Origin of the sequence: Algimonas arctica (assembly GCF_014652695.1) — a bacterium.
Taxonomy (GTDB): Bacteria; Pseudomonadota; Alphaproteobacteria; order Caulobacterales; family Maricaulaceae; genus Litorimonas; species Litorimonas arctica.
This window is the reverse complement of record NZ_BMZH01000002.1, coordinates 263916-278108: the sequence shown is the minus strand read 5'-3', so window position 1 is coordinate 278108 and position 14193 is coordinate 263916. Positions and strand designations below refer to the sequence as shown.

Genomic DNA, 14193 nt, shown 5'->3' with positions numbered 1-14193 from the left:
ACGCCCAAATGGACCGTCGATTTAAACAATTCCAACAAGTGATCGAAGCGTGGAAGCGCAAGGATGTGGACGCCGTTGTCGGCATGATGACCGACGATATCGTCTGGCATTACGCCGCCGCGATTGCGCCGCCCGCCAGAGGCAAGGACGCGGCGCGCGCATTCTTGGATCGTTTCGGCAAGAGTATCGCCGAGATTAATTGGCGGATATTCCACTCTGCTGAGACAGAAAACCGCCTGTTTGTCGAAGGCGTCGACGAATATATATCAACTGAAGGCGTGTCCGTCGCGGCACCCTATGCAGGGATCATCGAATTCCGTGGCGATAAGATCAGCGGTTGGCGTGACTATGTTGATTACGGTGTGATCACAGCGATGAAAGAGGGGGGCGCCTACTCCGAGCAGGTCAAGGAGCTCATCGACCGTCCGTCAAAATAGCGACAACACAGGCTTTATCGTGACAGTCAATTATAAAGACGCCCCGTTTCGGGACGCGGAATTCATGCCGGTTGATCTGGAGGTCGAGCGTCGGCCCGACGGCACGATTCTGTTTGAAACCCGAACCGCCATGCCAGACCATGACGGCGGGTTTATACGCGACGTCTTGGCCAGCGCTGACGCGAACCCAGACGTAATTGCTCTGGGTGAGAGGGGCACTGACGGGGCGTGGGTCGAGATAACCTACCGCACGTTTAAAGAGCGTGTTCTCGCGGCGGCGCAATGGATGCTGGACAATGTTCCGTCCGGTCGTGCGCTCATGATCCTGTCGGAAAACTCAATCGATACCGCCATTATAAATTTCGCCTGCTACTGCGCAGGCGTTATTCACACCCCGGTTAGCCCGTCTTTTGCCATGCCGGGTGCGACACCGGGTGAGTATCCCCGCCTAAAACACGTTGCTAATTTAACGGAACCCGCCGCTATCTTCACCTCCGGCTCCCCCGCCTTTGCCACAGCAATCGAAACCGTGCTCGGCGAAGATGTGCGCGTAATCACGGCGGCGACGGACAGTTTCATACGCTCAGCCACGCCTCTCTCGCAGCTCTATGAAACAGAGCCGGCAGCGCCGCTGTTCGATAAAATCAACGCGCTGAATCCGGAAACTATCAGCACTTACATGATGACCTCCGGTTCTACCGGATTGCCCAAAGTCGTCACTTTAAGCCATGCGGCGCTCGCGGCCAATTCCGCGCAAACCTACGCGGCCGTGGGTAAGGCTGCAGGCTGGGACGAGGTGATGCTTGACTGGCTGCCGTGGCATCACGCCGCGGGCCTGTCGGTCTTGCGGTCGTGCCTATTGTGCGGTGGGACCCTGTATATCGATGGGGGTAAGCCGTTACCCGGCCTGATTAATAAGACCATTGAAAATCTAACAGAAATTCCGGTCAGCTATTTCAATAATGTCCCGTCAGGCTACGCCATGCTCATCGACGAGATGGAAACCAACGCCGACCTCAAGGCCAGCTTTTTTAAGAAAATGCGCCTGTTGCTCTATGGTGGCGCGGGTCTGTCGCAATCAGTTTATGACCGGTTGCAGGAAATGGCCGTCGAAGAATGCGGCCACCGCATTCACATTACGACCGGTTACGGCATGACTGAAACCGTGTCTGGCTGTATGGTCATTCACTACCCGACGCAAAAAGTTGGCATCGGCCTTCCCAGTCCGGGCGTCCAAGTTAAACTGATTAAGAGCGACGACCGCTATGAGGTACGCCTTAAGGGGCCGAACCTGATGTCGGGCTATCTCAATGCTCCGGCGAAAAATGCCGAAGTCTTTGATGAAGACGGTTATTATAAAACCGGCGACTTAGCGCGGCTTGTTAATCCGGACGACCTCAATGAGGGCCTTATGTTCGCCGGACGCTTGGTTGAGGAGTTCAAACTGCTCAATGGCAGCTGGGTGTATGGCGGGGAGTTGAAAGCCAGACTCTTAAAAGCGCTCAGCACCGATGTCTTGGAGATGGTTCTGTGTGACGCCAATCGGCCCTATCTCAGTCTGATGATCTGGGCCAAACCTGGTGCGCCGGAAGGTGTCAAAGACCGAATCGAGGCCGATATTCGCGCGTTCAATGCGGGGCCGGGCGGGCAGTCCACCACGATTAAACGGTTCACCTTGCTCACCCAGCTGCCGAATGCGGCGGTGCATGAGCTGTCTGACAAGGGCACGGTCAACCGTCAGGCGGTCTTGAAAAATAGATCAGACATTTTGGAGGCTCTTTACGCAGAGACGCCTACCAACGGAATTTTCGAGCTTAATTAAACACGGGGAATATTATGTCACCTCTCATGGTGCTGGCAGTCAACGCTGCCATACTGGTCATCGGATTTTTCATTCTTTGGCTGATTTGTCTCAAGACGCGTGATGTCACACCGGTTGATAGCGTCTGGGCGCTTGGCATGGTCGCGATGGCCATCACAACCTATCTGCAAGTCGGTGACGGCGAGCTACGGCAGTGGCTCTTGCTCGGACTGTGCGCGGCCTGGGGCCTGAGACTGGGTGGATACATGCTGTGGCGCTGGCGCGATCACGGTCCGGACCGCCGCTATAAAGCCATTCTATTCATCGCCGAACGTGACAAGGGCTGGGGTTTTGCGAAAGCGACCGGGCTCCTTGTATTTGCAACGCAAGCACCGCTTTTATTCGCGGTTTGCCTGCCCGTGCAACTCGGCCAGATCGGCGCGGCTGTCCCCCTCGGCCCGCTCGCTCTGGCCGGGATTGTTCTGGCCATTGTCGGTATCATTTTTGAGACGGTCGGCGATGCACAGCTGGTGCGCTTCAAACGCAATCCGGACAATGCCGGCAAGGTGATGGATCAAGGTTTGTGGCGCTATACACGCCATCCCAATTATTTCGGGGATGCTTGCGTCTGGTGGGGATTGTTTCTTATCGCCGCTGAAACACCGTTTGGGCTGTGGGCAATCCCCGGGCCAATCCTGCTGACGTGGACACTGATGAAATGGAGCGGCGCGCCGACTGTTGAAGGACGGCTACATAAGACGCGTCCAGGTTACGCTGATTACGTCAAACGGACCTCCGGCTTTGTGCCGATGCCGCCCAAGAAGATCTAGCCAGCCAAGAAAGCTGAAACTTTAGAGACGAAAAAAACCGGCGCTATTAAGCGCCAGTTTTTTAATGCGGTAGGACTGAAGTTTAGGTTGGGTTTGTGGCGACTTTAATATCCTGCCAAGCGCGTCTGCGCGGCCCTGAAATCCAATTCGATTTGATCGACAATGGCGGATAACGGCTCGCTTGTTTTAACCGCGCCTACACCCTGACCCGCGGCCCAAACATCTTTCCAGCGTTTGCCTAAATCTGAGCCGCCGTAATTGCGCTCTGTCTTCTGGGCTTCCCCGTTAATGTCGTAGCCATTGGCATCGAGCGAGGGTTTTAGCCACGAAGCGGGGGTGCCCGTGACCACGTCGCTCACGACGATATCGTGTGTTTCAGCCCCGACCACCATTGCCTTATAATCCGGTACGGCAAGGCTTTCTTTAGCCGCCAAAAATCGTGTTCCCATATAGACCAGATCCGCGCCCGCAGCGACCGCGCCCGCAACGCCCATGCCATCAGAAATCGCGCCGCCGACACAAATGATACCCTCAAACATTTCGCGCAGGCTGGAGATAAAGGCGAACGGTGATACCTGTCCGGTATGGCCGCCCGCGCCAGATGACACGGCCACCAACCCGTCTGCGCCGGCGGCTGCCGCTTTACGGCCCAAAGCCACATTCACAACATCAGCGAGGACAATCCCGCCGTAGCGATGAACAGTTTCGATGGCGGGGGCAGGGCTGCCCAGAGCGGTGATGACGATGGGTGGCTGATATTTCGCCACAAGTTCGAGATCATCCGCCAACCGCGAGTTGGTGCGGTGCGTGACCAGATTGACTGCCCACAGACCGGGCGCGTCTTTTGTTTCCGCCTTGATGCGCGCCATCCATGTGTCGAGCTCTTCCGTCGTGCGGCAGTTGGGTGTCGGAAACGCCCCGATTACACCGCTTCGGGCAGCGGCAATAACCATGTCCGGCCCAGAGACCAAAAACATCGGCGCGACCATCACGGGCAAACGAAGCGATCTTAATTGTGTCGGGGTCATCTCAGCCTTTCTACGATCATTGCGGCGCCTGCACCTTGGGCACCCGTCACGACGACTAGGCCTAAGCGTCCGTCAGTTACGTCCAAGGCATCCATCAATGTGGAGAGCAGGATTGCCCCGGTTGCGCCCATCGGGTGTCCTTTGGCGATGTGACCGCCACCGACATTGACCTTGGACAGGTCCGGTTCAAAGTCCCGCTCAAAGATTGCAACGGTGGGTGCGAATGCCTCCATGAACTCTATCCGATCCATGTCCGAGAGTTGTAATTTGGCGCGTGAAAGTGTTTTCACCATGGCCGCAATTCCCGCCAGCAAGGACTCGCGCGCATCACCGCCAGCTTCTGCATAGGCGACGATGCGGGCGCGCGGATTGGTCAGACTGTATTTCGTTCCGAGCAGCGCCAATCCCGATCCGTCAGTCATGGGCGGTGCATGGGATTTGGTCATTTGATGGTTGATCGGTGAGCCGTCCAAGGCTCGCGCATAGGGTTTTACCAGATCTGAAAAAGCCGGCGGCATCGCTGCCATCCGCGCCGCGTCAGTCGGTCGGATGGCTTCGTCGCGGTCCAATGCACCGATTTGGATACGGGAGGCCTGCAACCCAGCATGTTGATCGGCTGCTTCGGCCCGCTGTTGCGACCGGAGCGAGAGCGCATCCATCTCTGCGCGGGTCACGCCTTGGCTTTGCGCCAGCAAGTCGGCCGCGAGCGCAACGGGAATATACTGCTTGGTCGGGCTGAAACTCGCGTCACTGTAGTAGCTGGCTTCATCCGCCATGAACGGAACGCGCGACAACATTTCAACACCGCCGCCGAGCACGAGGTCGTTTTGCCCCAAGCTGACTGTGTTGGCGGCCAAACCGATAGCGGTCAGACCGGACGCGCAAAAATTATTGACTACATGCGCCGGACAATCGGAGGAAAGGTCAGCATGGATTTTGGCCGTCATGGCGACATTACCACCCTGCGCGCCAACTTGGCCCACACAGCCCAATGTCAAAGCCTGCACCGCCTTGCGCTCAAGCCCTGTACGCGCTTCCAGCGCGTCCACCAAGTGACCAACCAGACCGTGCGGTGTCTGATCCGCCAATCCGCCACTCGCCCGTCCCTTGCCGCGCGGAGTGCGTACGCAATCCTGAATATAAACGTCCATTAGATTAGCCCGATTGGATTGAAAGCATAGAATCCCGGCGGCGCGCGCAAGACGGCCGGAATAGATTTGATCACGACCGCGCACACCGCGTCCGTCAGCGCGCGCGATGGCGGCTTGGTCGGGTCAGCTTCAGAAATATCGAGCGTCATGGTAATGTTGGGACGCCCTTTTATCTTTAGAGTCCAATGTCCTTGTTGGTCACTATCGTGGAGCGACAGATCGGCTGTCCAGATAATTGACAGAATGATCGCCGTGTCGTCGGCCAACACCGCGCGCCAGCACCACTCAGTGGCTGCAACCGTCCCTTTGGCAATCGTTCCAGGTATGAGTTGAATATCACGCGGCGCCATCGTCAATCGGTGGTCCGGTGTGATCGTCACCACCGAACTGCCTAAATGATGCGCGCAAAAATAGATCACCTCGGAGAATAGCGCACCGTAAAGATCGGCAAGAGGTCCCTTACGAATATCCTTATCCTTCGGATCCGACCCCAATCCCATAAGTTCGAACACGAAAGCGCTGCTGGTCATGGCGGATGCATCAACTGTTTCGTGTAAGCTGAGCTCATCAACCTCGACAGACATGGCCGTTGCACTCATCAGAAGGCGTTCGGCTATCATGCCCGGATTGACGCCGACGCCCGCCAGCGTGACGCCGCCTTCCAGTGCCGCCGCGCGCAGAGGCTCGGCGTAGTCCGGTCCGTGCGCATCGGGCCAATGAAAGCCCGCCGTCGAAATGACGTTCTTACCGGACTTTAAAAGGTCGATAATGTCCGGCACCATCGCCTCATAGGGCAAGGTCATCCGCGGCATATGAATGACGACATCCGCCGCTGTTTCAAAGATCGCCGCCTTGTCATTCGTGGCTAAAATGCCCGTCGTGGGGCAATGAATTAATTCGCCCAAATCAAGATTATTTTTCTTGTCAGAATAAACCAGCGCGCCCGCCAGCGTCAGTCTTGGGTCATCGACCACCATCCGCATCGCGGTGCGCCCCATGGACCCTGTCGCCCATTGAATAACCCGTGTTTGTGTCGTCTCATCCATGAAAACAGATTAGACCAGTTGCTCTTCTATGTCAGTATCTTTATGAAAGTTTATCGGCCGCTAAGATGCCATTGGGGATTTCCGTATGATTTTGACGTCAAACGACACTGTCGCAACCTACCGAGCAAATGGGTGGTGGGGCGACAGTACCGTTGATGATCTGTTCAAAGCGGCTTGCGCGAACGCACCGGACAGCTGTGCTTTGGTGGACCCACTCAACCGCGCGAGTATAGACGGGGTCGAGCCGCGCCGCCTGAGCTGGCGTGAATTGGATGAGGCAGTGGATGGGGCAGCGATAGCGTTGCTTCGCGTGGGCCTGAGCAAAGATGACCGTCTGGTCGTGCAGCTGCCCAATACGGTCGATGCGGTGATCATTTTTCTAGCCGCCTCTCGGCTTGGTCTGATCATTAGTCCGATCGTCATGCAATACCGCCAGCACGAGATTCAGCATATCATTGAGAATATTTCGCCCAAGGCGATCATCACCGTCGATCACTTCGCGGGATTTGATCACCGCGGTCAGGCACAGTCAATTGCCGGTGAAGCGGGGGGGCTGACCGTGTTGATCAGCGAGCAGGTACTGCGTGGCGGCGCGCAAACGGACAAACGTGTGCTCGACGCCTATCTGTCCAAACACGCCGTCGATTCAGCGGAAATCCTCACGATCTGCTGGACTTCCGGCACGGAGTCCCGATCCAAGGGCGTGCCGCGCTGCCACAGCCACTGGGTCCTTAACGCCGAAGTAATCGTGGACGCTACGGAGATGACGTCGGACGATGTCTTGCTCAATCCGTTCCCGCTCGTGAATATTGGATCGATTGGGGGTCTTGTATTGCCGTGGTTACAGCTGGGGGCAAAACTGGTGCTTCATCATCCGTTTAACATCGGGATTTTCCTGCAACAGATCCAAGACGAAGCGGTGAGCTACACGATCGCTCCACCAGCCGTACTGGGCGCACTGCTTAAGCAGCCAGACCTGATGGAGAGCTTTGATATCTCGTCTTTGCGGGCGGTGGCCTCGGGCTCCGCGCCGCTTTCACCTTGGTTGATCGAAACATGGAAGACTGACCACAATATCGAAATCACCAATGTGTTTGGTTCCAATGAAGGGTCGTCTCTTTTCTCCAGCCCCACTTCGGTCCCAGATCCGGCCGATCGCGCGCGGTATTTCCCTCGGTTCGGGGCCAGAGGCGTGGAGTGGTCAAGCCGATCCGCTGAGGTCATGCAGTCTCGCCTGGTTGACCCGAAGACGGAGGAGACGATTTCAAAACCCGGACAGATCGGTGAACTCCGCTTGGGTGGCGCGACTATTTTTAGCGGATATTGGAATTCGCCGGACTTGAACGCGAACGCCTTCGACGCGCAAGGTTATTTCAAGACTGGCGATTTATTTGAAATTGCGGGTGAGGGGACATTATCGCGATATTATAGTTTTGTGGGGCGATCCAAAGAGATTATTGTGCGCGGCGGCGTCAACATTTCTCCGGCTGAACTGGACGACCTCATCGTCGATCACCCCAAAATTCGCGAAGCGGCCACAGTCGGCTTGCCTGACGACCACCTCGGCGAACGGGTGGCGGTTGCCGTCGTCCCGCGCGACGACCACACGGTTGACTTATCAGACATTTCCGAATGGCTTGAGAGTAAGGGCACGGCCATCTTCAAGCGGCCGGAATTCATCGTGATTCTCGACAGCCTGCCGCGCAACGCAATGAATAAGGTCCCGCGCGATGAGCTTCGCACTGAGGTTACGCGACGACTGGCCGTTTCGGGATAGGTTGGGGTGCGGTCGCATTTTCGTGCGTCCGCTGTCTTTATAGGGGCCTTAAAGTTTGTCGCGCGGCGCCCATGTCGTGTGCGTGCCACTGCTGATTTTATGTGGCAGGGCAATACGACAAACCGGACCGTCCGAGAAACGCTTCGCATCAATTAAGATACATTCCGACGTGCCAGTGTTTTCATCCGTAATGAAGCTGACAATATAGCCGTCGTCTTCGGACGTGGCATTAACGCGCGGCGCAAACGGGGCCTCAGACGCGTAGCGCCCTTCCGCCAGCGTCACTTGCTCACTCTCGCCGGTTTCAACATCATGCTTGATGAACCCGTTAAACAGGAACCAGCCCGGCTTGGACGTCACACTATAAATATAACGGTGTTTATGCCCCGCAACAGATTGATTGATCATACCGAATTCAACGATCCGATCATCAAGCCGCTCTTCTCGGGTTGTTCCGTCTTTCAAATTAAAGCGCCAGCGGTGGAGCTTGGATCGAAAGCTGTGCATGTCGATATAGGCCATTAAATGGCCGTGCTCGCCCGCTTCTTTGATCGGCTCCGGCGTTGGGTTCTCTTGGAAGTAGCCATCCAAAATGACTTCATCACCCTCTTCATAAGCGTTGAGAAAATGCAGCACGAACGTCGGAGCGGCGTCAAACCAGCGGACGTCCTCGGCCTTACCGTGACGCGGGATCAGGCCGAACCGCGACCGCAAGCCTTCATGTTCGCGTACGGCGTGGACGTTACGTTCCAACAGTTTTTGGTCCCAGAAAACCGGCAGGTCATTTAGAATCGAGTAGTTCTCGCTAAACGCCATATCGTGCGGCAGGCGCGGCCCGGGCACGTCAATCGGGACATAGGTCACGAGCTTGCCATGCTTATCCACAACGCCGTAATGCATGTAGGGCGCGCTCTTGCTGTAGTTAAAAAACATCAACTCATCGGTCGCCGGATCAACCTTGGGATGGGCTGACATGCCGTCGATCGGAACCCAAGGCGCAATTCCCTCCGGCTCCAGCGTTTCGGGATCCATGACATAGCCCTCCCCGCATTGATAAAATGTCGAGATTGCCTTGCCTGCATGGACGATGACATCGGTGCTGGCGTTGTCTTTGAGCGCGCCATGCGCGCCGTAACCCGGGCGTTTGGACACACCATGACTATCCATCAAACCGCCCCACAGTGATCCGCCGGTAATTTGTTCGGCTTGGAAACAGCGGGTTTGAATGAACCGGTTGCGGTAATCGGCTTTGCCGTCTTTGAAACTGATCTGGTGGATCATGCCATCGCCGTCAAATGGGTGGTGGCGACCAAGTGGCTGATGTACCTGATTTTCAGTATTGCGCAGATACACTCCGTCAATGTCGGTCGGAATCGTCCCCTCGATCACATCAAGGTCAGTCGCCGTCACCTCCTCATGCTGCGGTGTCCACGGGCCCGTAAGATACGGGTGGTTGGACGGCTGAAGTGACGAATTAATTGGCTCAAGACGTTCAATCTTCATGACAGGTCATCCCCTATTATCTGACTTTTCGTCTGTCCGTTGCGGTTCATTACATTTCACTTGACGCGAGTTGAAACATGCCGCACGAATGACTTTCATAAAAAGACCTAGTGGGGGATATCATGAACATTCGCAAGTTGTTTTTCATCACAGCCATGAGCGCGGGCGTCTTGTCCAGCTGCAATCAGTTGGGTGAACAGGCATCGACAACGCCAGCACAGCCGCAAACCGAAACTGCTCAACATACGGGAGATATGACCATGGCCGCCAATGAATTAGATGCTCACAAAATCGCTGTAGTTGAAGAAATGATCACGGCTTGGAATGAGAAGGAATGGAATAAAATTGCCGACCTCTTCACCGAAGACGGCGTATTACACTCCATGATGATCGACCCGATTAACGGCCGCGAGGCCATCCGCAAGCGTATCAACAACATGGGTGAAGGCCTGTCGGAAATCACCCTGAATATCCGCAACATCGGCGTCATCAATGATGCTGTCTTTATTGAGCGCACAGATGAATTCGTCTATAACGGCCACGCGGGCAAAGTGCCTGTCGTTGGTGTGCTGATTGTCGAAGGCGATCTCGTCAAAGAGTGGCGCGAATATTATGACCGGGCTGAATTGCTCGAAGAAATGGGGTTAGAGGAGGACTTCGGCTAGAGGTCGGTCCGGCCCATGTCTAACCTGACAAAGTCACCGTCTTCATCGCTTAAGCCTGCTTCGGTTGGAGCTTTGAACGATGCGCCATTCCCCCGCCCGATTGTGGCGTGGGGGATCGTCGCGGCGTTTTTCGTCGCCTATATATTTTCCTTTATTGACCGGATGATTATCGGCCTATTGGTCGAATCAATCAAAGCTGACCTCAAGCTCAGCGATACGCAAATCGGGCTGTTACAAGGGTTTGCCTTCGCGCTGTTCTACACCGTTGCCGGCATTCCGATCGGGCGTTTGATTGACCGGGCGCCGCGTATGAAAATCGTTGCCGCTGGTATTTTCGTCTGGAGTATTATGACCGCTATATGTGCGGGCGTAACCAATTTCTGGCAGTTTTTCATTGCCCGCATGGGCGTTGGGGTGGGCGAGGCCGTATTATCGCCGGCCGCCTATTCCGTCATCTCCGATAGTTTCCCGAAGGGCCGCCTCGGCTTGCCGATGGGCGTTTACGGCTTAGGCTCCGCGATGGGCGCGGGGCTGGCGTTTATGCTCGGCGCTGTGGTTGTTGCCTTGGTCGCCAATGCCGATGCCACCGTCCTTCCAATACTCGGCGAGGTCAAAGCCTGGCAGGTTGCTTTCTTGGTCGCCGGATTGCCCGGTCTTCTTATTGCTGCATTGTTTTTGTTTTTGCCTGAGCCCAAACGACGCTTCACCGAAGCTGAAGCCAACGATAAATCTCCAGTGCCGATGAGCGCGGTGATGGACCACATGCGCGAGAATAAAGTCTTTTTTTGGTGCCTGTTTCTGGCGGTCGGCATGGTGAACTTGTCAGTCCTCGGTTCGATCTCATGGCTTCCGGCCATGTTGATGCGCACCTTCGGAATGGAGCTCGCAGCTGCGGGGTACCTGTCAGGCGCTATGTTGATAATCGGCGGTCTGATCGGTTTGATCGGCGGCGGCGCGCTAATGGACCGTATCGGCGGGGGCACACCCCAAGTCCGCTTACGCTTCTGCGGTTGGTCTGCGGCCATCGGCTCAATCGGCGCGCTAACCTTCCCGCTTACCGATAGCATTCCATTGCTGGCTGTTTCATTCATTCTGTTCTTCTCGGCGGCGGCCGTCGCCGTCGGTGCCGCGCCTTCAACCATCCAGCAACTTGCACCTAACCGTATGCGGGCAACCATTTCCGCAGCCTATGTGTTTGTGATCAATGCGGTGGGTCTCGGCGCGGGGCCGACCCTGACCGCCATGATTGGCGACAATTTCTTCGCCTTTGAATCGGGCATCCGGTACGCCATCGCGATTGTCGCAGTGTCTGGATATATCGTCGGTGCGATCTTGTTTTTCATCGCCGCGCGTAATGTGGAAAAACACGCGCATTGATATCAATGGGGAGGCGGACTACACCCGTTTCATGAACACTGTTACACCCCGCAATTAGGATAGGGAATGGAATCTAAACTCATCCGATCTTGCTCCATTTGGCGTGCGCTCGAAGTGGTGGGCGACTACCCCACCCTCCTCATCTTGGAGGTCAGTTGGCTGGGCGGAAAACGGTTTGATGGGTTTCGCCGTCGCACGGGCCTGCTGAAAGCGTCCCTCTCCAACCGGCTACGACGCCTCGTCGAAGCGGGCCTGATGGAAAAGGTCCAATATTGCGAAAGCCCGCCCCGCTTTGAATATATCATGACCGAAAAAGGTCAGGGCCTATATTGGGTCGCCCTCATGCTGCTACGGTGGGAGCGCCGCTGGCAGGCTCCCGGAAAAATCGTGGTGGAGCTGACTCACAAGAACTGCGGCAAAGTGTTTGACCCACTACCCGCTTGCGGATCTTGCAATGGCGAAATTGATCCCAAGGAAGTCGATTGGTGCGAAGGCCCAGGCTTGGGCATGATGGTCCCGCTATACAGCCGTCGCCGCCGCAGCAAGGACGCGGAGCGCAAATCGATTTCACTGATGGATCAGGCAGCGCAGATTATGGGCGACCGCTGGGCGTCGCTCATCCTACGCTCAATCTATACCGGCATTAACCGCTTCGATGATATTTTGACGGACACCGCAATGGCCACGAATATATTGTCCGAACGACTCGTATGGCTCGAAGAGATCGGCATGATCCGGCCCAAGCAATATAACACCCACCCACCGCGCTATGAGTACCGGCTGAAATCCAAGGGCGTGGATTATTACCACGCCTTAGTAATGCTCTTGAAATGGGGGGACACTTATTACGTCGCGCCCGAGGGGCCGCCTCTGCTCTTGTCGCATAAGGTGTGTGGCGGTGATCTCAATCCGCAAGTGATCTGCTCGGAATGTCGTGAACCGATCCAGGCTCGCGCTGTCACCTATAAGATTTCCGGGTTGGACGACGTGGCCACGACGGCCGGGTTGCCGGACTGACTGGGGCCTCTGAATTTGGACGCGGCCCTGTCATTTCATCACAGACATGTCGGAAATTTCTGATCGCATAGACTTTCATTACCATACCAACTCTGTTACGCTTGGCGCAATCGGAGAGGTTTATGATGCAGAACGGTCGCATCGCACTGGTGACAGGTGCTGGAAAGGGATTGGGCGCTGCTTTTTCTGAGGCATTGGCAGCAGATGGTTGCCGCGTCATCGTCAATAATCGCACGCATTTAAATACACCCAGTTCGGCACAAACGGTCGTCGATCGTATTCAAGCTAACAACGGAATCGCGGCGGTTGATCATGCCGACGTGGACGCGGTCGGATCGGCTGAGGCCATGATTAAGAACGCGGTCAACACGTTTGGCGGACTGGACACGCTGGTACTCAATGCCGGAATCACGGGACCAGCGGTGAAAGTCGGCACGGGTGAAGTCACAAAGCTACGTGACGTCATGGAGATCAACTTCTTTGCCAACGCGGCTTTGATTGAGGCCGCGTTGCCCCAGCTTCGTCGCTCTGATGCCGGGCGTATCCTGTTGATTGCCTCGTCCGCGGGCCTCTATGGCGTGCGTGGCCGGGCTGCTTACGCCGCGTCTAAGGGCGCGCTGATCGCTTATGGTTTGACCCTGGCGGACGAATTGCGCCACGACGAAATCGGCGTCAATATTTTGGCACCCTATGCGGCAACCGCAATGACCACTCAGGGCGGTCGTGAGGTGGATCCAGATTTGCTGCCCCGTAACACAACTGCCGCCGCAGTGTGGCTGACCCGCCCTGACTGTGAACGTTCGGGGGAGGTTTGGATGGCCGGCGCCAACTATTTCGCAAGAGCCGCCAATCTTGAGGGGCAAGGCGGGTATATTGCAAACGCCACTCCTGATGCATTCGGTGAGCAGGCCGACGCATTATCCGTCATTGATCCGGGGACAGGTTTCATTGGCGCAGAAGCGGCTTTTGCGCATTTTTTCAAAAAAGCCAAAACGGCATCAACCGCAAATGGGGAACAAAACCATGGCACGACCTAAATCCGTCGAAGAACTCTTCGACCGTCAAGAAATCTACGACCTTCTGGTCGATTATGCGCGTGGCGCGGACCGTGGCGACGCGGACTTGATCGCACAAGCCTATCATGATGACGCGATCGAAGATCATGGCGGCACATTCTTGGGATCAGCAAATGACTATGTCGATATGTTGCGAAAGGTTCTGCCCAAGGCCCCTCGCATGTCCCACATCATCACCAATATCAATATCGAGCTGGACGGTGACCGAGCCTATACAGAATGCTATTTCCTGACGTTTTCGCGCCGGGACACGGTCGAGGATCCGTTCGACAGTTTCACCATGGCACGCGTCATCGACCGTATGGAACGCCGCGACGGCGTCTTCAAAATCGCCCACCGCCGTCTCGTCTGGGATTGGAACCATGAAATGCCGCTCAACGAGAGTTGGGGTCGCGGAGAGATCGCACCGGATCCGTCCAAGCTCGTCCGTGGGGCCAAAAAACCGGACGACATTTTATACGGCGACTGGCTGCGCGCGAAATAAT

General features: G+C 56.0%; 13 protein-coding genes. 9 read left to right on the top strand and 4 right to left on the bottom strand.

Annotated features, from left to right (window positions below; genetic code table 11):
- The first annotated feature begins 8 nt into the window (after positions 1-8).
- Genes IE105_RS03435 through IE105_RS03425 form a run of 3 tightly spaced genes read left to right on the top strand, consistent with a single transcriptional unit; the run spans position 9 to position 3068 of the window.
- Positions 9-437 carry a nuclear transport factor 2 family protein gene (locus IE105_RS03435; protein WP_189495445.1) on the top strand — a complete coding sequence of 143 codons (429 nt, stop codon included), beginning with the start codon at positions 9-11 and terminating at the stop codon, positions 435-437.
- A gap of 19 nt (positions 438-456) precedes the next feature.
- Positions 457-2259 (top strand): AMP-binding protein, encoded by a 1803-nt coding sequence (locus IE105_RS03430; protein ID WP_233353968.1) that lies wholly within the window; start codon positions 457-459, stop codon positions 2257-2259.
- 14 nt (positions 2260-2273) lie between these two features.
- Complete coding sequence (locus IE105_RS03425; RefSeq protein ID WP_189495442.1) at positions 2274-3068, top strand: DUF1295 domain-containing protein; 795 nt, start codon at positions 2274-2276, stop codon at positions 3066-3068.
- Between the two features lie 104 nt (positions 3069-3172).
- On the opposite strand, the gene IE105_RS03420 is transcribed toward IE105_RS03425, so the two are convergent.
- From IE105_RS03420 to IE105_RS03410, 3 genes are read right to left on the bottom strand one after another with little or no spacing between them, the layout of a single operon-like run.
- Positions 3173-4096: an NAD(P)H-dependent flavin oxidoreductase gene (locus tag IE105_RS03420; RefSeq protein ID WP_189495440.1), complete on the bottom strand. Its 924-nt coding sequence runs from the start codon at positions 4094-4096 to the stop codon at positions 3173-3175.
- Positions 4093-5247, bottom strand: coding sequence for an acetyl-CoA C-acyltransferase (locus IE105_RS03415; RefSeq protein ID WP_189495439.1), 1155 nt, complete (start codon positions 5245-5247; stop codon positions 4093-4095). Before IE105_RS03415 ends, IE105_RS03420 begins: the two co-directional genes overlap by 4 nt.
- Positions 5247-6293 (bottom strand): NAD(P)H-dependent amine dehydrogenase family protein, encoded by a 1047-nt coding sequence (locus tag IE105_RS03410; protein WP_189495437.1) that lies wholly within the window; start codon positions 6291-6293, stop codon positions 5247-5249. The genes IE105_RS03415 and IE105_RS03410 overlap by 1 nt, the downstream gene beginning before the upstream one ends.
- Positions 6294-6378: 85 nt before the next feature.
- Here IE105_RS03410 and IE105_RS03405 point away from each other — a divergent pair, with 85 nt between their 5' ends.
- Positions 6379-8070, top strand: coding sequence for a class I adenylate-forming enzyme family protein (locus IE105_RS03405; protein ID WP_189495435.1), 1692 nt, complete (start codon positions 6379-6381; stop codon positions 8068-8070).
- Positions 8071-8118: 48 nt separating this feature from the next.
- Here the strand turns inward: IE105_RS03405 and IE105_RS03400 are convergent, their stop codons facing one another.
- Positions 8119-9573, bottom strand: a complete 1455-nt coding sequence (locus IE105_RS03400) for a carotenoid oxygenase family protein (protein WP_189495434.1) — start codon at positions 9571-9573, stop codon at positions 8119-8121.
- A gap of 122 nt (positions 9574-9695) precedes the next feature.
- Between IE105_RS03400 and IE105_RS03395 the strand changes: the two genes are divergently transcribed.
- The 5 genes from IE105_RS03395 to IE105_RS03375 all read left to right on the top strand — a co-directional run bounded on the left by IE105_RS03395 (position 9696) and on the right by IE105_RS03375 (position 14192).
- Complete coding sequence (locus IE105_RS03395; protein WP_233353967.1) at positions 9696-10238, top strand: SgcJ/EcaC family oxidoreductase; 543 nt, start codon at positions 9696-9698, stop codon at positions 10236-10238.
- Positions 10239-10253: 15 nt separating this feature from the next.
- Positions 10254-11615, top strand: coding sequence for an MFS transporter (locus tag IE105_RS03390; protein ID WP_189495432.1), 1362 nt, complete (start codon positions 10254-10256; stop codon positions 11613-11615).
- A 66-nt stretch (positions 11616-11681) separates the two neighbouring features.
- Positions 11682-12632: a winged helix-turn-helix transcriptional regulator gene (locus IE105_RS03385; RefSeq protein WP_189495430.1), complete on the top strand. Its 951-nt coding sequence runs from the start codon at positions 11682-11684 to the stop codon at positions 12630-12632.
- Positions 12633-12754: 122 nt separating this feature from the next.
- Positions 12755-13669: an SDR family NAD(P)-dependent oxidoreductase gene (locus IE105_RS03380; protein WP_189495428.1), complete on the top strand. Its 915-nt coding sequence runs from the start codon at positions 12755-12757 to the stop codon at positions 13667-13669.
- The gene (locus tag IE105_RS03375; RefSeq protein ID WP_189495426.1) at positions 13656-14192 is read left to right on the top strand and encodes a nuclear transport factor 2 family protein; all 537 of its coding nucleotides are present in this window, start codon (positions 13656-13658) and stop codon (positions 14190-14192) included. The genes IE105_RS03380 and IE105_RS03375 overlap by 14 nt, the downstream gene beginning before the upstream one ends.
- Position 14193: the final 1 nt, after the last annotated feature.

Bases quoted from the DNA above. Each gene is read 5' to 3' on its own strand.
- IE105_RS03375 (WP_189495426.1), top strand. From the start codon at position 13,656: ATGGCACGACCTAAATCCGTCGAAGAACTCTTCGACCGTCAAGAAATC.
- IE105_RS03405 (WP_189495435.1), top strand. From the start codon at position 6,379: ATGATTTTGACGTCAAACGACACTGTCGCAACCTACCGAGCAAATGGG.
- IE105_RS03395 (WP_233353967.1), top strand. From the start codon at position 9,696: ATGAACATTCGCAAGTTGTTTTTCATCACAGCCATGAGCGCGGGCGTC.
- IE105_RS03385 (WP_189495430.1), top strand. From the start codon at position 11,682: ATGGAATCTAAACTCATCCGATCTTGCTCCATTTGGCGTGCGCTCGAA.
- IE105_RS03400 (WP_189495434.1), bottom strand. From the start codon at position 9,573: ATGAAGATTGAACGTCTTGAGCCAATTAATTCGTCACTTCAGCCGTCC.
- IE105_RS03410 (WP_189495437.1), bottom strand. From the start codon at position 6,293: ATGGATGAGACGACACAAACACGGGTTATTCAATGGGCGACAGGGTCC.
- IE105_RS03425 (WP_189495442.1), top strand. From the start codon at position 2,274: ATGTCACCTCTCATGGTGCTGGCAGTCAACGCTGCCATACTGGTCATC.
- IE105_RS03415 (WP_189495439.1), bottom strand. From the start codon at position 5,247: ATGGACGTTTATATTCAGGATTGCGTACGCACTCCGCGCGGCAAGGGA.
- IE105_RS03420 (WP_189495440.1), bottom strand. From the start codon at position 4,096: ATGACCCCGACACAATTAAGATCGCTTCGTTTGCCCGTGATGGTCGCG.
- IE105_RS03380 (WP_189495428.1), top strand. From the start codon at position 12,755: ATGATGCAGAACGGTCGCATCGCACTGGTGACAGGTGCTGGAAAGGGA.
- IE105_RS03435 (WP_189495445.1), top strand. From the start codon at position 9: ATGGACCGTCGATTTAAACAATTCCAACAAGTGATCGAAGCGTGGAAG.
- IE105_RS03390 (WP_189495432.1), top strand. From the start codon at position 10,254: ATGTCTAACCTGACAAAGTCACCGTCTTCATCGCTTAAGCCTGCTTCG.